General features: G+C 68.8%; 16 protein-coding genes. 1 reads left to right on the forward strand and 15 read right to left on the reverse strand.

The annotated features are described in order from the left end of the window. Positions 1–126 precede the first annotated feature (126 nt). Genes ppc through cysM form a run of 5 tightly spaced genes read right to left on the reverse strand, consistent with a single transcriptional unit; the run spans position 127 to position 8,259 of the window. Positions 127–2,775 (reverse strand): phosphoenolpyruvate carboxylase, encoded by a 2,649-nt coding sequence (gene ppc, locus FEI13_RS09165; RefSeq protein ID WP_138181233.1) that lies wholly within the window; start codon positions 2,773–2,775, stop codon positions 127–129. Further along, positions 2,772–3,641 carry a nucleoside triphosphate pyrophosphohydrolase gene (mazG, locus tag FEI13_RS09170; RefSeq protein WP_138181234.1) on the reverse strand — a complete coding sequence of 290 codons (870 nt, stop codon included), beginning with the start codon at positions 3,639–3,641 and terminating at the stop codon, positions 2,772–2,774. Before mazG ends, ppc begins: the two co-directional genes overlap by 4 nt. Then, positions 3,638–5,926 (reverse strand): GTP diphosphokinase, encoded by a 2,289-nt coding sequence (gene relA / locus FEI13_RS09175; protein WP_138181235.1) that lies wholly within the window; start codon positions 5,924–5,926, stop codon positions 3,638–3,640. Before relA ends, mazG begins: the two co-directional genes overlap by 4 nt. Beyond that, complete coding sequence (locus FEI13_RS09180) at positions 5,919–7,361, reverse strand: TRAM domain-containing protein (RefSeq protein ID WP_138181236.1); 1,443 nt, start codon at positions 7,359–7,361, stop codon at positions 5,919–5,921. The genes relA and FEI13_RS09180 overlap by 8 nt, the downstream gene beginning before the upstream one ends. Before the next feature lies 1 nt (position 7,362). After that, complete coding sequence (gene cysM / locus FEI13_RS09185) at positions 7,363–8,259, reverse strand: cysteine synthase CysM (protein ID WP_138181237.1); 897 nt, start codon at positions 8,257–8,259, stop codon at positions 7,363–7,365. 117 nt (positions 8,260–8,376) lie between these two features. Here cysM and FEI13_RS09190 point away from each other — a divergent pair, with 117 nt between their 5' ends. Then, the gene (locus tag FEI13_RS09190) at positions 8,377–11,106 is read left to right on the forward strand and encodes an ATP-binding protein (RefSeq protein ID WP_138181238.1); all 2,730 of its coding nucleotides are present in this window, start codon (positions 8,377–8,379) and stop codon (positions 11,104–11,106) included. On the opposite strand, the gene FEI13_RS09195 is transcribed toward FEI13_RS09190, so the two are convergent. From FEI13_RS09195 to FEI13_RS09240, 10 genes are all read right to left on the reverse strand, one after another. Continuing rightward, positions 11,046–11,423 carry a holo-ACP synthase gene (locus FEI13_RS09195; protein ID WP_138181239.1) on the reverse strand — a complete coding sequence of 126 codons (378 nt, stop codon included), beginning with the start codon at positions 11,421–11,423 and terminating at the stop codon, positions 11,046–11,048. The genes FEI13_RS09190 and FEI13_RS09195 overlap by 61 nt on opposite strands. After that, positions 11,420–12,226, reverse strand: coding sequence for a pyridoxine 5'-phosphate synthase (gene pdxJ / locus FEI13_RS09200; protein WP_138181240.1), 807 nt, complete (start codon positions 12,224–12,226; stop codon positions 11,420–11,422). Before pdxJ ends, FEI13_RS09195 begins: the two co-directional genes overlap by 4 nt. An 80-nt stretch (positions 12,227–12,306) precedes the next feature. Next, positions 12,307–13,014: a DNA repair protein RecO gene (gene recO, locus FEI13_RS09205; RefSeq protein WP_138181241.1), complete on the reverse strand. Its 708-nt coding sequence runs from the start codon at positions 13,012–13,014 to the stop codon at positions 12,307–12,309. Between the two features lie 122 nt (positions 13,015–13,136). Then, the gene (era, locus tag FEI13_RS09210; protein WP_138181242.1) at positions 13,137–14,036 is read right to left on the reverse strand and encodes a GTPase Era; all 900 of its coding nucleotides are present in this window, start codon (positions 14,034–14,036) and stop codon (positions 13,137–13,139) included. Next, entirely contained in the window at positions 14,033–14,737 is a 705-nt protein-coding gene (gene rnc / locus FEI13_RS09215; RefSeq protein ID WP_138181243.1) for a ribonuclease III, read from the reverse strand. Before rnc ends, era begins: the two co-directional genes overlap by 4 nt. Positions 14,738–14,835: 98 nt before the next feature. After that, positions 14,836–15,639, reverse strand: coding sequence for a signal peptidase I (gene lepB / locus FEI13_RS09220; RefSeq protein WP_138181244.1), 804 nt, complete (start codon positions 15,637–15,639; stop codon positions 14,836–14,838). Between the two features lie 14 nt (positions 15,640–15,653). Then, entirely contained in the window at positions 15,654–17,471 is a 1,818-nt protein-coding gene (lepA, locus tag FEI13_RS09225) for a translation elongation factor 4 (RefSeq protein WP_138181245.1), read from the reverse strand. Between the two features lie 222 nt (positions 17,472–17,693). After that, positions 17,694–19,124 (reverse strand): DegQ family serine endoprotease, encoded by a 1,431-nt coding sequence (locus FEI13_RS09230; RefSeq protein ID WP_138181246.1) that lies wholly within the window; start codon positions 19,122–19,124, stop codon positions 17,694–17,696. A gap of 76 nt (positions 19,125–19,200) precedes the next feature. Beyond that, a complete protein-coding gene (locus tag FEI13_RS09235; RefSeq protein WP_240036484.1) occupies positions 19,201–20,232 on the reverse strand; it encodes a MucB/RseB C-terminal domain-containing protein in 1,032 nt (343 codons plus the stop codon). Between the two features lie 44 nt (positions 20,233–20,276). Next, positions 20,277–21,008 (reverse strand): sigma-E factor negative regulatory protein, encoded by a 732-nt coding sequence (locus FEI13_RS09240; RefSeq protein WP_138181248.1) that lies wholly within the window; start codon positions 21,006–21,008, stop codon positions 20,277–20,279. Between the last annotated feature and the right edge of the window lie 80 nt (positions 21,009–21,088).

The raw sequence follows: 21,088 nt of genomic DNA on the forward strand, positions 1-21,088 counted from the left end.
GGAGCAAGGAGCAAGGAGCAAGGAGCAAGGAGCAAGGAGCAAGGAAACACGATGGCACTCCCCTATCTCAGGCTGCAATGGTGTTCCTTGAAGCTTGCCCCTTGACACTTGTCGCTGGCCGAAGGCCTAACCCGTATTGCGAAGCCCCGCCGCGATGCCCGCCATGGTGACCATCAGGGCCCGCGAGAGATCCGCGCTGATGGCGCCGTCGGCGTCGCGGTTGCGCTGCAGGAGTTCGGCCTGGAGGCCGTGCAGCGGGTCGATGTAGGGGTTTCGCACGTCGATGGCCTGGCGAATCAGCGGCGTATCCTCCAGCAGCTCCTGCTGGTCGAGCACCTGAAGTACCGCGTCCTGGAGACGACCGAAGCGCGTCCTCAACCGCTCCCCCAGCGCCTTGAGGGCCGGCTCGTCGACCAGGCGATGCTCGTAGTAGGCGGCGATGTCGACATCCGCCTTGGCCAGCAGCATCTCCAGCATGTCCAGATAGGTGCCGAAGAAGGGCCACTCCTTGCGCATCTCGCGCAGCAGTTCGAGGCCGCCCGGCGTTTCGAGGCGCTCGCTGAAGGCCTCGCCGCTGCCCAACCACGCCGGCAGCATCAGGCGGGTCTGAGTCCAGGCGAAGATCCAGGGGATGGCCCGCAGGGTCTCCACCCCGCCATCCTGGCGGCGCTTGGTCGGCCGCGAGCCCAGCGGCAGGCGGCCCAGCGCTCCCTCCGGTGTCACCGAGCGGAAGTAGGGCACGAAGTCGGGATCCTCACGCACCACGCTCACGTAGGCGCCGTGGGCCACCTTGGCCAGATGGTCCATCTCGTCGCGCCACTCCGCTCGCGGCGACGGTGGCGGCAGCAGGCTCGCCTCGAGCACCGCGCAGGCATAGATCTCCATGGAGCGCAGGGCGATCTCGGGCTGGCCGAACTTGAAGCGGATCATCTCGCCCTGCTCGGTCACCCGCAGGCTGCCGTTCACCGATCCCGGCGGCTGGGAGAGGATGGCCGCGTGGGCCGGGCCGCCGCCGCGCCCCACGGTGCCGCCGCGACCGTGGAACAGCGTCAGGTCGACGCCGTGGCGATCGCACACCTCCACCAGCGTCTCCTGGGCGCGGTACTGCGCCCAGGCGGCGGCCAGCTGGCCGGCATCCTTGGCGGAGTCCGAGTAGCCGATCATCACCTCCTGGCTGTCGCCGGCCAGGGCGCGATAGCCCGGCAGCGCCAGCAGGTGGTCGATGACCTCGCCGGCATGATCGAGATCGTCGAGGGTCTCGAACAACGGCGCGATGGGCAGGCTGACCGTGCCGCCTACCTCCTTCATCAGCAGCGCCACGGCCAGCACGTCGGAGGGCTCCCCGGCCATGGAGATGATGTAGGTGCCGAGCGCCTCGCGGTGCTCGGAGGCGATCACGCGGAAGGTGTCGATGACCTCACGGGACTCCGCCGAGCACTCCCAGCGGCGCGGGATCAGCGGACGCCGGGACGCCAGCTCGGCGAGCAGGAACTCCTGGCGCTTGGCCTCGTCCCAGTCGCGATAGTGGCCGAGGGCCAGGCCGTCGGTGAGCTCCTCCATCACCTGGGCGTGGCGGCTGGCCTCCTGGCGCAGGTCGAGCTTGGTCAGGGTCACGCCGAACACGGCGACGCGGCGCAGGGTGTCGAGCAGCACGCCGTTGGCGATGGTGTCCAGGCCCACGTCGCACAGCGACCGGTAGCAGGCCAGCAGCGGGGCATAGAGCTGATCGCGGGTCTCGATGATGGGGGCGTCGTCGACGCTGCGCCCATCGAGCTCGGCCTTGGCCCACTCTCGCGTTGCCTCGACCCGGGTCACCAGCCGCTTGAGCAGCTCGCGGTAGGGCTCGGCCACCTCGCCCACCTCGGCCCGCAGCGCGCTGTTGGCCTTCCACATGGAGAGCTCGGCCTTGAGCTGCTCGAGGTCGCGCAGGTAGAGATCGGCGGCCATCCAGCGGCCCAGCAGCAGCACCTCGCGGGTGACCTTGGCCGTCACGTTGGGGTTGCCGTCGCGGTCGCCGCCCATCCAGGAGGCGAAGCGAATCGGCGCGGCATCCAGCGGCAGGCGCTCGCCGGCGGTCTCCAGCAGCAGGTTGTCGAGGTCGCGATGGAAATCGGGCACCGCCTGCCACAGCGAGTTCTCGATCACCGCGAAGCCCCACTTGGCCTCGTCAACCGGGGTCGGCCGCTCGTGGCGGATCTCGTCGGTGTGCCAGGCCTGGCTGATCAGCTCCTCCAGGCGCCCTTGGGCGCGCACGCCGCGCTCCGGGTAGTCGCCGGAGGACTCGATGGCGGTCAGGCAGTCGTCGATGGCGTCGTACTTCTGAATCAGGGTGCGCCGGATGACCTCGGTGGGATGCGCGGTGAGTACCAGCTCGACGCGCATGCCGGCGAGGCTCTCGACCAGCTTGCGCGGCGAGTGGCCGGCGCCCCGGGCGCGCTCGAGCAGCTCGGAGAGCACCGGCTGGGTGCCGGGCCGGTAGTCCTCGACCCGACGGAAGCGCGCCCGATAGTGCTGCTCGGCAATGTTGGCGAGGTTGAGGAACTGGTTGAAGGCGCGAGTGACCGGCAGCAGGTCGCGGTCGGGCAGCTGGCGCAGGTACTCGATCAGCTCGCGCTGGCTGCCGTGCTCACCCTGGCGACCACACTTGGCGAAGCCGCGAATGGTCTCGATGCGATCGACGAAACTCGGCCCGAGGTCATCGGCGATGGTGCGCCCGAGGCTGTCGCCCAGGATACGAACGTTGTCACGTAGCGATTCATGCAGATCATGGCTCATGGCCGGGTCTCTCCTTGCGGCGATTCCGTGAGGGGGACGTCGTGTCGCTTGGCCGCCTGCCAGTGCCGCTCCATCGCCGCGAGCCCCGCCTCGGGCAGCGGCACGTCCTCGGCAGCCAGGGCCGCCTCCAGGTAGCGAAAGCGCCGCTCGAACTTGGCATTGGTGTGGCGCAGGCACTGCTCGGGATCGGCCTTGAGGGTGCGCGCCAGGTTGGTGACGGCGAACAGCAGGTCCCCCACCTCCTCGGCGGCATGGTCACGCTCCTCCTCGGCCAGCGCCTGCTCGACCTCGTCGAGCTCCTCGCGAATCTTCGCCAGCACGCCGCGGGCGTCGGGCCAGTCGAAGCCGACCCGGGCCGCCCGCTTGGAGAGCTTGGCGGCGCGGGCGAGCGCCGGCAGGGTGCGCGGCACGTCGTCGAGCACCGAATGCGTTTCGGCCCGCGCCCGCTCGGCGCGCTCCTCGGCCTTCAGCGACTCCCAGCGCGAATGCACCTGCCGGGCCTGGACCTCGGCCGCACTCACCCCCTCGCGGCGCGAGGCAAGGGTGCCGTCGGGGAAGACGTGGGGATGGCGATACAGCATCTTGGCGGTCAGGGTGTCGACCACGTCGTGGAAGTCGAAGCGCCCCTCTTCCGCCGCGAACTGGCTGTAGTAGATCACCTGGAAGAGCAGGTCGCCGAGCTCCCCGGGCAGCTCGTCCCAGGCGCGACGCTCGATGGCATCGGCGACCTCATAGGCCTCCTCGAGGGTATGCGGGACGATGGAGTCCCAGTCCTGCTGGACGTCCCAGGGGCAGCCCTGCTGGGGGTCTCGCAGCACGGCCATCAGCTCCAGCAGGTGATGCAGATCGTGGCGGGTGTCGCTCATGTGGCCTTCCTCTTGCCCTTGCCCTTGCCCTTGCCCTTCTTGCCGCCGTCGCGCAGGCGGCGCACCTCGATGACGTTGGGCAGCTGCTGGATACGCGAGAAGAGCCGCCCCAGGGTCTCCAGGCCGTCGACCTCGACGGTGATGGACAGGCGGGCGATGCCGTCGTCGGTGTCGGTGAGGGTGTTGACGGAGAGCACGTTGACGCGGTCGTTGCTGAGTACGCCGGTGACGTCGCGCAGCAGCCCCGAACGGTCCCAGGCCTGGATCTCGATGTCCACCGGGTACTGGGTGCGGGCCCGCTCCCCCCACTCCACCTCGATGATGCGTTGCGGCTCATCGAGACGCAACTGCAGGATGTTGGGGCAGTCCTGGCGATGCACGGTGACGCCGCGCCCCTGGGTGATGAAGCCGACGATAGACTCGCCGGGCACCGGATGACAGCAGTTGGCCATGCTGGTCTTGAGGTTGCCCACGCCGAGCACGGTGATGTCGCCGCCGGCGCCCTTGCCGGTGGCCTTGCGCGGCTTGGCCAGCAGGCGGTCGAGCTGCTCCTGGTCGTCGCTCTCGCCGAACAGCTGCTGCGCCTGGTGCAGCACCTGGCCGATGCGCAGGTCACCGGCCCCCAGGGCCGCGTACATGTCCTCCGGGGTCGGGTAGTTGACCTTGTTGGCCAGGCGGGTGAGATCCATGCCCTCCACGTCGAGCCGCTTCATCTCGCGCTCGAACAGCGCCCGCCCCTCCTCGAGGTTACGGTCGCGCGCCTGCAGCTTGAACCAGGCCTGGATCTTGGCGCGGGCCCGGGAGGTGCGCACGTAGCCCAGGTTGGGGTTGAGCCAGTCGCGACTCGGCCCGCTCTTGCTGGCGGTGAGGATCTCGACCTGCTGGCCGGTCTTGAGGCGATAGGTGAGCGGCACGATGCGCCCGTCGACCTTGGCGCCGCGACAGCGATGGCCCACCTCGGTGTGCACCCGGTAGGCGAAATCGATGGGCGTGGCGACCCGCGGCAGGTCGATGACGTGGCCGTCGGGAGTAAAGACGTAGATGCGATCCGGCGCCACGTCGCTGGTCAGCCCCTCGCGCAGGTCGCCGAAGTCGCCGACCTCCTCGTGCCACTCGAGCACCTGGCGCAGCCAGGCGATCTTCTCCTCGTAGCTGGCGCTGCGGGCGCTGGTGTCGTGCCCCTTGTAGCGCCAGTGCGCGCAGACCCCGAGCTCGGCCTCCTCGTGCATGGCGAAGGTGCGGATCTGGATCTCCAGCACCTTGTGCTCCGGGCCAAGGACCGCGGTGTGCAGCGACTGGTAGCCGTTCTTCTTGGGGTTGGCGATGTAGTCGTCGAACTCGTTGGGCACGTGGTGCCAGCGCGAGTGGACGATGCCCAGCACCGTATAGCAGTCGCTCACCTCGGGCACCAGGATGCGCACCGCGCGGATATCGTGGACCTGGGAGAAGTCGATGTGCTTGCGCTTCATCTTCCGCCAGATCGAGTAGATATGCTTGGCGCGGCCGTCGACCTGATAGCGACGGATGCCCTGGGCCGACATCAGCGTCTTGAGGGTCTCCACCACCTCGCTGATGTAGCGATCGCGGTCCTGGCGTCGCTCGGCCAGCTGCCGCGCGATGGCCTTGTAGTCGTCCTCGTGCAGGTAGCGAAAGGAGAGATCCTCGAGCTCCCACTTGAGATGGCCGATGCCCAGGCGATGGGCCAACGGCGCATAGATATCGAACACCTCGCGGGCCACCTGCAGGCGCTTCTCCCGCGGGGCGTCGCGCACCTGGCGCAGCGCGCAGGTGCGCTCGGCGATCTTGATCAGGGCGACGCGCACGTCGTCGATCAGGTTGACCAGCATCTTGCGCAGGTTGTCCTGTTGATCGTGCTGGGTCAGGCCCTGGCTGGGCGCCTGAAAGGTGCTGATGGCGGCCATCTGCAGCACGCCGTCGATCAGCCCGGCCACCTCGCCGCCGAAGCGTTTCTCGACCTCGGCGAGGCCGATCAGCTCCTCGCGCACCGCCCGATAGAGCACCGCGGCCTCCAGGGCCGGCTGGTCGAGCTTGAGCTCGCCGAGGATATCGGCCATCTCGAGCCCCATGCGAAAGCTCGAGCCGTCGATGAGCCAGCTCTTGTGGGGGCGCTCGGAGGTCTGCTCCAGGTGCTGGGCGAGCCGGCAGGCTTGATCCATCTCCGCGACGTCACGCAGCTTCACGTCGTCCTGCAGGCGCGTCAGCCACAGGTCGATATTGACCGACCCGTCCCGGGTCAACGGCTGATCTTCACGCACTTTAACCATCGCTCGGCGCTCCTTGGGGGTCGCGAGTCGAGCCCGTGTACTCGAACATCAGCATGGATTCCAGGTGGGAAGTGTGCACGAACATGTCGGCGACCGCCGCGCGCACGATCCGGTACCCCCCTTGCAAGAGGTGCGCCGCATCCCGCGACAGCGTCGCCGGATCGCAGGAGACATACAGTAGCCGGGGTACCGGGGTCGCCTTCAGCGCCTGACTCACCGCCTCGGCACCCTCCCGCGGCGGGTCCAGCACCACCACCTCGGGCCGCGTCGCCGTGAGCAGCTCGCGTACCGCGGCCGGGTCGTTAAGGTCGGCCTGGTACGCCTCGATGTCCAGGCCGTTGGCTTTCGCGTTGCCGGCCAGCCGCTCGACCATCGCCGGGCTGCCCTCCGCCGTGGTGACCCGGGCGCCGGCCGCGGCCAGCGGCAGGCTGAAGTTGCCGATGCCGGCGAACAGGTCGAGCAGCCGAGCCTGGCCGACGAGCGGCGAGAGCCAGGCGAGCGCGGCGCCGACCATCAGGCGATTGACCTCGGCATTGGCCTGGAGGAAGTCCCCCGGCTCGACGCGAAGCGGGATCTCACCGGACGGCCCCGGCACCCGGCACTCGAGTGCCGGCACCGGCGTCAGCCATTCGAAGGCCGGCGCCTCGCGGCCCAGCCAGCGGGCGAGGTGCACGCCCTGGGCCTCGGCGAAGGCCTGCCAGCGGTGGGTGTCACCCGCATGATCGCGCAGCTGACGCACTATCAGCACCACCCCGCGGTCGCTCTCGAGCAGCTCGAGGTGCCCGACCTGGCGTGGCGCCTCGAGCGCCGAAAGCTGCTGGTGCAGGGGCGCCAGCAGCGCCTCCAGGGACGGCACCAGAACGGTGCAGCTGGCGATATCGACGAGGCGATGGGTATGGCGCGCGCGAAAGCCGAGATGCACCCGTCCATCGGCATCGACCTTGACACCCAGTCGGGCTCGCCGGCGGTAGTCCTCGCCCGCCCCGACCAGCAGCTCGGGAGCGTCATCCAGCGAGATGCCCTGGCGCCCCAGCAGCTCCATGAGGACCGCCTGCTTGTGGCGGCGCTGGGCCGGCAGGGCGAGGTGCTGAAGGTCGCAGCCGCCGCAGCGACCAAAATGGGGACACGGCGGCACGACGCGCTCTGCCGATGGGGTCTCGAGCTCCCGGACGTGGGCCTCGTCGAAGCGCTGACGGGTGCGATGCACGGCGACCCTCACCCGCTCCCCCGGCAACGCGCCCTCGACGAACACCGTCTTGCCCTCTGGAGAGCGGGCGACGCCCCGACCGTCGTGGGCCAGGCCCTGGATCTCCAGCAGGTCGGGTTCCCGCTCCCGGGGGGCGGCGGGCGCGTGGCGGTCCTCGGACTTTCGCCCCTGCAGCCCCGAGACGCCCGACGGGGCCCGTTTCGGTCGGCGCTTGCCCAGCATGGCCATATCAGCGCTCCGGGGCGAACAGGCCGGTGGACAGGTAGCGGTCGCCGCGGTCGCAGACGATGAAGGCGATCACCGCGTTCTCCACCTCGGCGGCAATGCGCAGCGCGCCGGCGAGTGCGCCGCCGGAGGAGACCCCGGCCAGGATGCCCTCTTCCCGGGCCAGGCGACGCATGTGCTCCTCGGCCTCCTGCTGGCCGATGTCGAGGACCCGGTCGACGCGACTGGCGTCGAAGATGCTCGGCAGGTACTGCGGCGGCCAGCGGCGAATGCCGGCGATACTCGCCCCGTCCTCGGGCTGCAGGCCGATGATCTGCACCTCGGGATTGCGCTCCTTGAGATAGCGCGACACGCCCATGATGGTGCCGGTGGTGCCCATGGAGCAGACGAAGTGCGTGATGGTGCCGCCGGTCTGCTCCCACAGCTCCGGCCCGGTGGTGCGATAGTGGGCCAACGGGTTGTCGGGATTGGCGAACTGGTTCAACGGCTTGCCCTCGCCGCGGGCGACCATGGTCTCGGCGAGGTCACGAGCCTCCTCCATGCCCCCCGTCTCGCTCACCTCGATCAGCTCGGCCCCATAAGCGGCCATGGCCTGCTTGCGCTCGGCGGAGGCGCTCTCGGGCATGATCATGACCATGCGATAGCCCATGATCGCGGCCGCCATCGCCAAGGCGATGCCGGTGTTGCCGGAAGTCGCCTCGATCAGGGTGTCGCCGGGGACGATCTCGCCCCGGGCCTCGGCCTCCCGGATCATGGAAAGGGCCGGACGATCCTTGACCGACCCGGCCGGGTTGTTGCCCTCCAGCTTGGCCAGCAGGGTGTTGCCGCGCCCGGCGGTGATGCGCTTGAGGCGGACCAGCGGCGTATGGCCGACGGTCTCCTCGAGAGTGGGAAAATGCATGTAACCTTCCTGATGAACACGTCTTTTCGGCATTATATCCGTGCCACCCCATGCTGGACAGGCATCCCCCTGCGCTGTGGCATACTGGGGACCGATCCACCGTCCGACGAGCCCGCCATGTCCCTGAAGACGCGCCTGATGCTGTCGATCCTCGGCCTGCCGATGCTGCTGCTGACGCTGCTGGCCGGGGTGGCCGTGGTCCTCGAGGACCGCCAGGGCCAGGCGGCGCTGCGCGAGACCCTGACCCGGGGCACCGCGCTGCTTGCCCCGAGCCTGGGCGAGGCGCTGGCGGCGGGCGACGACCAGGCGCTGGCACGCCTGGCCGAGCGCCTGATGGCCCTGCCCCATGTCCAGGCGCTGAGCGTTCGGGATGGCCAGGGACAGCCTCGCTTCACCCTCGGCCCACTCGGCCAGCCGGCGGCACCGCCGACGGACGCAAGCCCGCGACTGCTCGAGCAGGGGCTGCGTTGGCGGTGGCAGACGCCCCTGCCGAGCGCGGGGCCGGCAGCGGCCTGGCTGACCCTGAACGTCGACACCACGCCGCTGCTGCTGTCCCGCTATCGCCTCATGGCCAGTGCCGGGCTGGTGCTGATGCTCGCCGGACTGCTACTGTTGCTGACCGGGTTCGCCGTCACACGGCGGGTGACCCAGCCCCTGGAGGATGCCGAGCGGGCCCTCGAGCGCCTCGCCTTCGGCATGGAGCCGGCGCGCCTGGCCCCGCCGGCCTCGCCGGAGCTGGGCTCGCTGACCCGGCGCGTCAACGACCTCGCCGACCACCTGGCCGCGTCCCGGGACGACCTGCAGGCGCAGATCGAGCAGGCCACCAACGAGCTCCAGGAGTCGATGGAGACCATCGAGGTCCAGAACATCGAGCTGGACATGGCTCACCGCCGCGCCGTGGAGGCCAACCGGGTCAAGTCGGAGTTCCTGGCCAACATGAGCCACGAGATCCGCACCCCTCTCAACGGCATCGTCGGTTTCTGCCGCCTGCTGGGTCGCTCACGACTGGAACCGCGCCAGCGTGAGTGGCTGGACCACGTGCAGCGCGCCTGCGACAACCTGCTGATGCTGGTCAACGACGTACTGGATTTCTCCAAGCTGGAGGCCGGACGGGTCGAGCTGGAGACGCTACCGCTGGACATGGTCGCCCTGGTCGACGAGGTGCTGGGCCTGCAGGCGCCGCTCGCTCAGCACAAGCACCTGCAGCTGCTCGGCCTGGTCTACGACGACGTGCCCGCCGACCTCAAGGGCGACCCGCTGCGCATCCGTCAGGTAATCACCAACCTCATCAACAACGCCGTGAAGTTCACCGACCGGGGCGAGGTGATCGTGCGCGTCATGCTGGAAGAGGCCGAGCCGGGCCGGGTGACTCTGGGCATCGGCGTCAGCGACACCGGCATGGGCCTCGGCGAGGAGGCGCGCCGTCGCCTGTTCCAGGCCTTCCATCAGACGGATGCCAGCCACTCCCGGCAGTTCGGCGGCACCGGCCTGGGACTGGCCATCAGTCGCCAGCTGGTCGAACAGATGGGCGGCGAGTTGACCGTGGAGAGTACCCCCGGCGAGGGCTCGACCTTCTCCTTCACCCTGCCTCTGGCGGGCGACGCCGAGGCCGAACGCCCCCCCGAGCTCCAGCTACCGGGCGATACCATCGCGCTCGACGAACCCCATCTGCCCACGCGACGCGCCCTCGAGCACCTGATGCGGCGCTGGGGCGCGCGGGTCGTCACGGCGACCCAGGCCGCCGCCGAGCCCGGGGTCGCGCTGGCCGTGGTGGCACTGGACGCCGAGGACCTCGAGGCCGTCGCTATGGAGACGTGGCGACGGCGACTGGAGCGGCTCGCCTGCCCCGCCCTGCTGCTGGTCAACGCCAGCCCACCCGACCTCCCCGCCCTGCCGCTGCCGCATGGCGGCGAAATCCTGGCCAAGCCGATCTCGCGCACGACGCTGACGCAGGCGATGCGCCGTCACCTGGCACACACGCCTCATGCCCTGCCCGCCCCGCCGGTCACCACGACGTCCACGGCCGTCGCCCGCCTGCTGGTGGTCGACGACACTGAATCCAACCGTCTGCTGATGCGCGAACTGCTGAGCGATGTCGGGGTCGCGGTGACCCTGGCGGCGAGCGGGGCCGAGGCGCTGTCGCTGGCACGTCAACAGCGCTTCGATCTGGTGCTGATGGATATCCGCATGGCCGGCATGGATGGCCTGGAGACGACCCGGGCGCTCCGCCAGCTCGGCGGGGAGTGGCGGCGGGTGCCGATCGTCGCCGTCACCGCTCACGTGCAGGGTGAGCAGCGCCGTACGCTGCTGGAAAGCGGACTCGACGAGATGCTGATCAAGCCGCTGGAGCCCCAGCGGCTCGTCCGACTGCTCGAGGAGACCCTTGGGCTCACGATGCCGTCGCGTCACACCGCCGAGGCAGCGACGACGCACGACGACGCTCGGCAGGACGCCGGACAGGAGCTGGCCGTGGTCGACCTGGAGATCGGCACGCGGCTCGCCGGCGGGCGCGAGGCGCTGGCGCGGGAGCTGCTCGAGAAACTGGCCGACTCGCTGCCGGAGAGCGAACGGGCCATCCGGGAGGCCAACGCGGGCCACGATGACGAGGCCCTGCTGGATGCCCTGCACGCCTTGAACGGCGCCTGCCGCTACTGCGGCACGCCGCGCCTGGGACTGCTGGCGGAGACTCTCGAGACCCGCCTGAGATCACGCGGCCGGGAAGCCATGGCGGCGCTGTTGCCCGACCTCTATGCTGCCATGGCCGAGCTGCGCCGCTGGCAGGCGGATCAGCCCTCCAGCACCACGAAGGCGGTGGCCAGTGCCTCCTCATCGGAGAGCGACAGGTGAAGGGCGCGCACGCCGGCCGCCTCGGCCAGCGCCTGCGCCTTGCCGGAGAGCACCAGCGAGGGGCGCCCCAGGGCATCGTTGACCACCTGGATCTCGGTCCAGCGCATGCCGCGGCGCAGCCCCGTGCCCAGCGCCTTGACGAAGGCCTCCTTGGCGGCGAAGCGCTTGGCCAGGAAGGCCGCCGGCAGGGCATGGTCGCGTAACCGCTCCCGTTCGAGCTCGCCGAGCAGCCGCTGGGCGAAGCGCTCGCCGTGACGCGCCATGGCCCGCTCGAAGCGGGCTACCCGGGCAATATCGGTGCCGATGCCGATGATCATCGGCAGCAGCTCGCCTCGTCGTCGTGGCCATGCTCGTGATCATGCTCATCGAGCGCCGCCAGCAGGCCGGCCTCCTGGCCGGCGATCGTCAGCCGCTTCATCTCGCTCACCGCCTCCTTGAGGCCGACGAAGAGCGACCGGGCGATGATCGCGTGGCCGATATTGAGCTCGTGCACGCCGGGCAGCGCGGCCACCGCCTCGACGTTGTGGTAGTGCAGGCCGTGGCCGGCGTTGACGGTGAGGCCGAGCTCGGCGGCCATCTCGGCGGCGGCGGCGAGTCGGGCGTGTTCATGGCGCGCGGCCGCCCCCGCGGCCTCGGCGTAGGCGCCGGTATGCAGCTCGATCACCGGCGCACCGACCTCGGCGGCGGCGGCGATCTGCTCGGGCTCCGGATCGATGAACAGCGACACCTCACAACCCGCCGCCGCCAGGCGCCGACAGGCCTCGCCGATCGCCTCGCGGCCGCCGGCCACGTCGAGCCCCCCCTCGGTGGTCAGCTCCTCGCGCTTCTCCGGCACCAGGCAGACGTGGGCGGGGCGCAGCTCCTCGGCCAGGCGCAGCATCTCCTCGGTGAGGGCCATCTCGAGGTTCATGCGGGTGTTGAGCACCTCGGCCAGCAGACGCACGTCGCGCTCCTGGATATGGCGACGGTCCTCGCGCAGGTGCACGGTGATGCCGTCGGCGCCGGCCTCCTCGGCGAGCAGGGCCGCCTGGACGGGATCGGGGTAGCGCGTCCCCCGAGCCTGGCGAAGGGTGGCGATATGGTCGATGTTGACGCCGAGCAGAATACGGGGGGGATGCATGAGGTCTCCTTCGGTGAGCCGTAAGCCTTAAGCTGTAAGCCGTAAGATAGAATGGCATCTTATAACTTACAGCTTACAGCTTACAGCTCCTGGCGCAGCCGGGTACGGCGCCCGGCCAACTGGACCATCAGCTCCCGGGAACGCAGCGGGCGCGAGCCGAGCAGCGGCGCCAGGGCTCGTCGCGTCACCGCCTTGGCCGGCCCGGCGAGGCCCGGCTCATCCCAGCCCCCCCGGGCCAGCAACCTGAGAGTGCGCCCGTCGATGCCGCGCTCGGCGGTCACGAAGGCCCGCGAGGCGTGGTCCAGGTCGTAGCGGCCCTGGGGGTCGAGCTCGCCCCCCTCGGGGTCGGTGAAGCGCGGCAGGGCATCCAGTGCCTCGAGCACCGCCACTTCGAGGCGACGCAGCGAGGCGGCCCGGCCATCGGGGCGCGGCAGCGCCTCCAGCATGGCGGTGTAGTAGGCGAAGGTCTCGGCAACGGGCAGCTCCACCGGCAGCAGCCGGGTCAGCAGCTCGTTGGCATAGAGCCCGCAGATCAGCCCCTCGCCGGCCAGCAGCGCCGCACTGCCGCGCCCTTCCATCAGCCGCAGGCGCTTGAGCTCGCCCTCCCCGGCCCAGGTGACGTGCATCGGGGCAAAGGGCTGCAGGCGGCTGCGGGCGCGGCTGCCCGGGCGCTGCACGCCCTGGGCGACGGCCCGCACCCGGCCATGCTGGAGGGTAAGAAGCTCGACCAGGGCGCTGGTCTCGCGATAGGGACGCTTGTGCAGCAGGAAGGCTGGCTGGGGTTGCATGATCGATCCTTCGGACAAGCGGCCAAGCGAGGGGTAAGTGCCAAGTCGCAAGGGCAAGGCGTTCGCCGCTCCTTGCGACTCCTTTCTTGGCTGCTCGGCGCTTGTAGCTTGGCGCTTACCAATCAGTCCAGGTTGTAGCCCAGGCTCTTCAGGGCCCGCTCGTCGTCGGACCAGCCACTCTTGACCTTGACCCAGAGGTTGAGCATCACCTTGGCGCCCAGCGCACGCTCCATGTCGAGGCGCGCCTCGCGACCGATGTTCTTGATCCGATCGCCCTTCTCGCCGATCAGGATCTTCTTCTGACCCGCCCGCTCGACGAGGATCAGGGCGCTGATGTGCACCACCCGCCCCTCGTCGCGGTACTCCTCGATCTCGACCGTCATCTGGTAGGGCAGCTCGTCGCCGAGCTGGCGCATCACCTTCTCACGCACCATCTCGGCGGCCAGGAAGCGCTGGCTCTTGTCGGTGACCTGGTCCTCGGGGAAGTAGTGCACGCTCTCGGGCAGGTGCTTGGCGACCTCGGCCTCGAGTTCGGGCACGTTGGTGCCGTGCTTGGCGGAGATCGGCACGATAGCGGCGAAGTCGCGGCGCGCGCCGACCTGCTCCAGCCACGGCAGCAGGCTGGCCTTGTCCTGCAGGCGATCGACCTTGTTGACGGCCAGGATCACCGGCGCCTCGACGTGCTCCAGGCGCTGCAGCACCACCTGATCCTCATCGCTCCAGCGGGTGCGATCGATGATGAAGACCACGCAGTCGACGTCGCGCAGGGCCTGCACGGCGGCCTGGTTCATGAAGCGGTTGATCGCCTTGTTGCGATCCTTCGCCAGGATGTGAATGCCCGGCGTGTCGACGTAGATGAACTGCGCCTCCTCTTCGGTCTTGATGCCCATCACCTGGTGGCGCGTGGTCTGGGGGCGGCGCGAGGTAATGGAGATCTTCTGGCCGAGGATCCGGTTCATCAGCGTCGACTTGCCGACGTTGGGGCGGCCGACGATGGCCACGAAACCGCAGGTGGTGGTCATGACAGGCTCCCGGTGCCGTGGGTCTTGGTCGGTTCGAGCTGGGACAGAGCCTGTTCGGCGGCCTGCTGCTCGGCATGACGTCGGCTCGAGCCGACGCCTCGGGTGTGCTCGTCGAGCACCTCGACATGACACTCGACGGTGAAGGTCTGGGCATGCGCCTCGCCTTCCACCGAGGTCACCTCGTAGCGCGGCAGGGCCACCTGGCGCGACTGCAGGAACTCCTGCAGGCGGGTCTTGGGATCCTTCTGGGTGTCCTCGAGGCTGATGGCCTCCAGGCGCTCGGCGTACCAGGAGAGCACGCGCGTGCGGGCCGTCTCCATGCCCGCATCCAGATAGATTGCCCCGAGCACCGCCTCGACGGCATCGGCGAGGATCGAGTCGCGGCGGTGTCCCCCGCTCTTCATCTCGCCGGAGCCGAGCCGCAGGCACTCGCCGAAGGCCATCTCGCGGGCCAGTTCGGCCAGGGTCTTGCCCTTGACCAGGCGCGCGCGCAGCCGCGACAGCTGCCCCTCCCGCGCCTGGGGAAAGCGCCGAAAGAGCGCCTCCGCGATGACGAAGTTGACGATCGAGTCACCGAGAAACTCGAGGCGTTCGTTGTTCTGACCGCCGTAACTGCGGTGCGTCATGGCCAGCTCGAGCAGACCGGGATCGGTGAACGCATGACCGATGCGGCGGCTGAAGGCGTTGAGGGAGTTGCTCACGGAGCTCCTGAATACGTCGATATCAATAAGGGGGTGTTCTCGCGCCGGGCCCGACGATCGGTCGGGCCCGGCAGGCGGGCCGGCCTGATGTCTATGGGCTACTGGATGCGGCGCACGCTGGTGAAACTCGGCAGGCCGCCATCCCAATGCATCCAGACGGCGAAAGCCTTGCCGACGATGTTCTCCTCCGGCACAAAGCCCCAGTAGCGGCTGTCGTTGGAGTGATCGCGGTTATCGCCCATGGTGAAGTAGCGGCCTTCCGGCACCACCAGCTCACGCACCTGGGGACCGGGATCCCGAGGATTATTGTAGATACGGTGCTCAAGCTCGCCCAGCCGCTCGGCCATCAGCAGCTCGGTGGGCGCCTTGACGGGGCCCGCCTGGAGCAGCCGCTTGGGGACCGCCTCGCCGTTGACGAAGAGCTGCTTGTCCTCGTAGCGAATCCGGTCGCCCGGAAGCCCTACGACGCGCTTGATGAAGTTCACCGAAGGCTCGTCGGGGAAGCGGAACACCATGACGTCGCCTCGTTCGGGGTCGTCGACCTCGACGAAGCGGGTATTGATCACCGGCAGCCGCAGGCCGTAGGCGAACTTGTTGACCAGGATGAAGTCGCCGATTTCCAAGGTCGGGCGCATGGAGCCCGAGGGAATCTGGAACGGCTCGACCACGAAGCTCCTGAGCACCAGCACCACCAGCAGTACCGGGAAGAAGGAGCGGGCATAGTCGACCGGCCAGGGCTCCTTGATCGCCTGTTCGCGCGCCCGTTCCCCGAGCCCCTCGGTGGTGCCGGCCTCCACCGTGGCCAGCCGCTGCCGGCGAGCGGGGCGCCACCAGAGCAGATCGAGCAGCCAGATCACTCCGGTGACGGCCACGGCCACCACCAGCATCAAAGAGAAGTCCATGCGGTTATCCGTCCCTAGTCATTGACCCTGAGCACGGCAAGGAAGGCATCCTGGGGAATCTCCACCCGGCCGACCTGCTTCATGCGTTTCTTGCCCGCCTTCTGCTTCTCGAGCAGCTTCTTCTTGCGGCTGACGTCGCCGCCGTAGCACTTGGCGGTGACGTTCTTGCGCAGCGCCTTGACGGTGGAGCGCGCCACCACCTGTCCGCCGACGGCAGCTTGAATGGCCACGTCGAACATCTGGCGCGGGATCAGCTCCTTCATCTTCTCGACCAGCAGCCGACCCCGGCTGTGGGCGTGATCACGATGGATGATCACCGCCAGGGCATCGACGCGGTCGCCGTTGATCAGCACGTCCAGGCGCACCAGCTTAGCCTCCTGGAAGCGCTCGAAGTTGTACTCCAGGGAGGCGTAGCCCTTGGAGATCGACTTCAGGCGATCGAAGAAGTCCATCACTACCTCGGACATCGGCAGCTCGTAGGTGAGCTGAATCTGGCTGCCGAGGAACAGCATATCGAGCTGGGTGCCTCGGCGCTGCTCGCACTCGGTGATGACGTTGCCGACGAACTCCTGGGGGACCAGGATGCTGGCGCGCACGATGGGCTCGCGCATCTCCTCCACGTCGGCCATGTCGGGCAGCTTGGAGGGATTGGCGACGTAGACGATCTCGCCGTTCTTCATGGCGAGCTCGTAGACTACCGTGGGCGCGGTGGTGAGCAGGTCCAGGTCATATTCACGCTCCAGGCGCTCCTGGACGATCTCCATGTGCAGGGTGCCGAGGAAGCCGACCCGGAAGCCGAAGCCCAGGGCGTCGGAGTTCTCGGGCTCGTAGTCCAGCGAGGCATCGTTGAGCGCCAGCTTCTCCAGGGCGTCGCGGAAGTCCTCGTAGTCGTCGGCGCTGACCGGGAACATGCCGGCGTAGACCTGGGGCTTGACCTTCTGGAAGCCGGGCAGGCGCGCCACGTCCGGAGTCTTGGTATGGGTGATGGTATCGCCCACCGGCGCACCATGGATGTCCTTGATGCCGGCGACCACGAAGCCGACCTCGCCGGCGCGCAGGACACCGGTTTCCTTGCGCAGGGGCGTGAAGATGCCCACCTCGCTTGCGGGCCAGTCACGACCGGTGGAGGTCATGCGAATCTTATCACCCTTCTTCAGGGTGCCGTCGAAGATCCGCACCAGCGAGACCACGCCCAGGTAGTTGTCGAACCAGGAGTCGATGATCAGCGCCTGCAGCGGCGCGCTGGGATCGCCTTTGGGTGGCGGAATGTCGCGCACCAGGCGCTCGAGCAGCGCGTCGATGCCGAGCCCGCTCTTGGCCGAGACCTGACAGGCATCGGTGGCGTCCAGCCCGATGATCTCCTCGATCTCGTGGGCCACCTTGTCTGGGTCGGCCTGGGGCAGGTCCATCTTGTTGAGCACCGGCAGCACCTCGAGTCCCTGCTCGATGGCGGTATAGCAGTTGGCCACCGACTGGGCCTCGACGCCCTGGCCGGCATCCACCACCAGCAGCGCGCCCTCGCAGGCGTAGAGCGAGCGGGACACTTCGTAGGAGAAGTCCACATGCCCCGGGGTATCGATGAAGTTGAGCTGATAGACGTTGCCGTCATCGGCGTGATAGTCCAGCGTCACCGACTGGGCCTTGATGGTGATCCCGCGCTCGCGCTCGAGGTCCATGGAGTCGAGCACCTGCTCCTTGAGCTCGCGCTCGGTCAGGCCACCGCAGGTCTGGATCAGCCGGTCAGCCAGGGTCGACTTGCCGTGGTCGATGTGGGCGATGATCGAGAAGTTGCGGATGTGCTTGAGGGGATCGGAGGTAGCGTCTTGGGACATCGAGTCGATTCTGCCTTGTGGGTGTCGGGCCACGGCCGACCCGACGGATCGCGAGGCGGTCGGCTGGCGGGCTCTGATGGAATGGCCGCCATTGTAGCGGGATGCGCCTGCCAGATACAGCGACCCGACGGTGGTAGCCGTCGGGTCGCGATCACGCAAGGCCTGGATCAGGGGCCACAAGCGGCCCCGGGTGGGCCAAAGAGAGGCCGAACCGAGACCGGATCAGTCGCGGGACAGCCGCATGGCCACGAACATCGAGCGGCCATCGCGGAAGAGGCGCACCGGCACCGCACGATCCTCGGGCAGCTCGGCCACCAGGCTCGCGAGCTGGTCGGGATCCTCGACGGCGCGGTGGTCGATGCTGACCAGCACGTCGCCGACGCGCAGCCCCGCCGCCGCGGCGGCGCCGCTCGGATCGACCTCGACGACGCGCACGCCGTGGACGATGCCGAGCTCATCGCGCTTGTCTTCCGGCAGCGGCTGCACGGCGATGCCGAGTCGGCCCGGCCCCTCATCCGCAGCGGAAGCGGTGACCCCGCCCTGGGCGTCCGGCCACTCGCCGAGGGTCACGGTCTCCTCGCGGCGTTCACCGTCACGCAGCAGGGTCAGCTCGACCTCGCTGCCCGGTAGCACCTGGCCGATCAGTCGCGGCAGGGTGCTGGACTGATCCACCTCGTTGCCGTTCACCGAGAGGATCACATCGCCGGCCTCGAGCCCCCCGCGGGCGGCCGGCCCCTCGGGATCCAGGTCGGCAATCAGCGCACCCTCGGCGGCGTCCATGCCGAAGGACTCGGCCAGATCACGGGAGACCGGCTGGATCATCACGCCAAGCCAGCCGCGGCTGACCTGACCGTCGTCGCGCAGCTGATCGGCCACGTCCATGGCGACATTGATCGGGATCGCGAAGGAGAGCCCCATGTAGCCGCCACTGCGGGTGAGGATCTGCGAGTTCACCCCGATCACCTCGCCGTCGAGGTTGAAGAGCGGGCCGCCGGAGTTGCCCGGGTTGATGGCCACGTCGGTCTGGATGAAGGGCACGTAGGCGTCGCGCGGCAGCGTGCGGTCGATGGCGCTGATGATGCCGGCGGTCACCGAGTGATCGAAGCCGAAGGGCGAGCCGATGGCCGCCACCCACTGTCCCACGCGCAGCCCGTCGGAGTCGCCGAGTTCCAGGGTGGGTAGATTGTCGGCATCGACCTTGAGCACGGCCACGTCGGTCTTGGCATCGGCGCCGATCAGCTCGGCCTGCAGCTCACGGCGATCGTTGAGGCGCACCACGATCTCATCGGCCCCGTCGACGACGTGGGCGTTGGTCATGACGTAGCCGTCCTCGTCGATGATGAACCCCGAGCCCAGCGACTGGCGCTCCTCGCGGGGGCGCTGATCTTGCCCGGGCGGCATCTGGAACTGCTCGCCGAAGCGATCGCCGAAGAAGTGTCGAAAGATCTCGGGAATCTCCCGCCCGCCGAAGTCGTGGAAGGATGGCCCGCGCCCCTCCACCGTGCGCGTGGTGGAGATATTGACCACCCCGGGAGCGGCCTCCTCGACCAGCTCGGTGAAGTCCGGCAGCTCCCGGGCCATGGCCGATTGCCAGGCCAGCAATGCCGTGGCAAGCAGCATCCAGAGGGGAAAATGTCGCGTCATGCGTTTCATGCAGCACTCCTGGGTCGACTGGGAAGGAAGAAAAGCGCGTGTCTGTTCCTACCGCACTCGCGCCAAAAGGTTCCGATCAGGGCGAGGCATCATCCGCCGACGTTCGCCACGTCACCGAGTCGGCCACGCGGATCAACACCCGCGGCGGCAGCTCGCCCATCACCACCACCTGGCGAGCCTGACCGCCCAGCTCGCGGTGGCGAACGGCCGCATGGGACACCCCGAGACGATGCAGGCCGGGCATCAGCTGATCCTTGCCGGTGACGGGCTCCACGAACAGGCTGAGGGTGGCCAGGCCATCGCTGTAGACGCGATGCCCGATGGCCTCGTTATGGCGTGGGCTGCGGGTCTCGACCGGCTTGGCGATGAATCCGTCGGGCAGCCAGGTCGGCCACCAGGGGTCGTTGGGGGCGGAACGCAGGCGATCGAGATCGATCGTCCCCCGATGGAGGCGAGGCCGATTCAGCTGGGTGATCTGGAAGGTTTCCACCACGCGCCCCTGCTCGTCCAGCAGGATCTGCTTGAGGGGAAGCCCCGTGGCCTTGTCGAGCCAGAAGCGGTGGCCATAGCGCAGATCGTCTAGGGGCTCGATGTCGAGGCGCACGGCATTGCGGTTGGCGAGACGCTCCTCACCGCTGAGCCGCAGGCGATAGAGCCCCTCGAGATGGGCGACGATGCCGGCCGGCGAGGCGGCCACCGCCCCGTCGCCGTCTGCCCAGCTCAGGCGACCGATGCGCCCGCGCCGCTCGAAGACCACCGCTGGACCGTCGAGGAACCGGGCCACCTCGCGTTCGACCCCCTCCACGATGTCGTGGGAGAGCGCCAGTGAGCGGACTCCGTCGCTGCCGATGCGCACGGCGCGGGCCTGGAAGGCGTAGCAGTGGTTGGCCCAGAGGCTTCGCTCGAGCCAGGCCCGGGCGCCCTCGGGAGCCGGCTGGTCGGTCAGCGCCTGGCAGTCGAAACGCGCGGCCTCGCCGCTGCCGGCGCGAGCGTTGTCAGCAGGGCCAGATTTCGCCTCTTCGGCGGCGGCGTCATCGCCCTGAGCGGACGCGGCCTGCGCCAGGCCCGCCAGCGGCAACACCGCGAGCAGGCCGCTCAACAGGAACACCGGAAGAGATCTCGTGACCCCGCGGGTCGGGCGACCCGAACGCATCAGCGCTGACCCAGCGACTCGCTGCCGGAGGCACGCAGCAGTGGCATCCAGGTATCACTGCTGCCGTAGGCCGCGCCCTCGGCGTGACGATCCAGGTAGGACTGCAGCAACTGGGCCTGCTGCTGGTTGATGCGCGCGGACTGGCGCGGGGAGAGCACCAGCGGAGAATCGACGCCGGCGCCCACCGTCATCAGCCCCCGACCATCGCCGGAGGGGGTCTGGAACAGCGGCAGGTCGGCAAGCGAGGGACGATCGGCGGTACGCGACGCGGCCAGCTCAGACCCACCGAGGGCGGCGGGGCTCGCCTGCAGCTCCACTCCCGACGGCACCTGCGACGGCGACTGGGCGGCCACGTCGGCGGGCACCTGCCCGGAGCCGATGCCGCCGTGATAGAACTGCACGCCGGTGATCACCATCAGCGACACCGCGGCGGCGATGCCGGCACCGCGCATCAGGGTCATGGAGCGTCCCGCGCCATCGCCGCCGTTGTCATCGGCCTCGACCTGCGGCAGCGGCTCGTCCTCGAGCCGCGCCATGATGCCGGCGGAGAGGTCGGTGGCGACATCGACCTCATTTTCCCGGCGCATCAGGCTGCGCATGAGATGATAACGCCGCCAGGTATCGGCCGCGTCCGGGGATTCATCCAGTGACTTGAGGACGCGACGCAGTTCTAGCTCATCCCCTTCGTTGTCCATCAGGGCAGAAAGCGATTCCCGTGCGTTCTGACTCATTCTTCACACCTCACACTCGACAAGGCGACCCGCTCCGGGCCCTTTGACTGCCTGTAATTTCCGACATCGGCGCGTGTCGC

Origin of the sequence: Halomonas urmiana (assembly GCF_005780185.1) — a bacterium.
GTDB classification, from domain to species: domain Bacteria; phylum Pseudomonadota; class Gammaproteobacteria; order Pseudomonadales; family Halomonadaceae; genus Halomonas; species Halomonas urmiana.

What these genes read in the sequence shown, in the direction of transcription:
- cysM (WP_138181237.1), bottom strand. Translation starts at nt 8,259, where the DNA reads ATGCATTTTCCCACTCTCGAGGAGACCGTCGGCCATACGCCGCTGGTC.
- lepA (WP_138181245.1), bottom strand. Translation starts at nt 17,471, where the DNA reads ATGTCCCAAGACGCTACCTCCGATCCCCTCAAGCACATCCGCAACTTC.
- lepB (WP_138181244.1), bottom strand. Translation starts at nt 15,639, where the DNA reads ATGGACTTCTCTTTGATGCTGGTGGTGGCCGTGGCCGTCACCGGAGTG.
- ppc (WP_138181233.1), bottom strand. Translation starts at nt 2,775, where the DNA reads ATGAGCCATGATCTGCATGAATCGCTACGTGACAACGTTCGTATCCTG.
- FEI13_RS09240 (WP_138181248.1), bottom strand. Translation starts at nt 21,008, where the DNA reads ATGAGTCAGAACGCACGGGAATCGCTTTCTGCCCTGATGGACAACGAA.
- mazG (WP_138181234.1), bottom strand. Translation starts at nt 3,641, where the DNA reads ATGAGCGACACCCGCCACGATCTGCATCACCTGCTGGAGCTGATGGCC.
- FEI13_RS09195 (WP_138181239.1), bottom strand. Translation starts at nt 11,423, where the DNA reads ATGATCATCGGCATCGGCACCGATATTGCCCGGGTAGCCCGCTTCGAG.
- FEI13_RS09180 (WP_138181236.1), bottom strand. Translation starts at nt 7,361, where the DNA reads ATGGCCATGCTGGGCAAGCGCCGACCGAAACGGGCCCCGTCGGGCGTC.
- recO (WP_138181241.1), bottom strand. Translation starts at nt 13,014, where the DNA reads ATGCAACCCCAGCCAGCCTTCCTGCTGCACAAGCGTCCCTATCGCGAG.
- relA (WP_138181235.1), bottom strand. Translation starts at nt 5,926, where the DNA reads ATGGTTAAAGTGCGTGAAGATCAGCCGTTGACCCGGGACGGGTCGGTC.
- pdxJ (WP_138181240.1), bottom strand. Translation starts at nt 12,226, where the DNA reads ATGCATCCCCCCCGTATTCTGCTCGGCGTCAACATCGACCATATCGCC.
- FEI13_RS09230 (WP_138181246.1), bottom strand. Translation starts at nt 19,124, where the DNA reads ATGAAACGCATGACGCGACATTTTCCCCTCTGGATGCTGCTTGCCACG.
- era (WP_138181242.1), bottom strand. Translation starts at nt 14,036, where the DNA reads ATGACCACCACCTGCGGTTTCGTGGCCATCGTCGGCCGCCCCAACGTC.
- FEI13_RS09190 (WP_138181238.1), top strand. Translation starts at nt 8,377, where the DNA reads ATGTCCCTGAAGACGCGCCTGATGCTGTCGATCCTCGGCCTGCCGATG.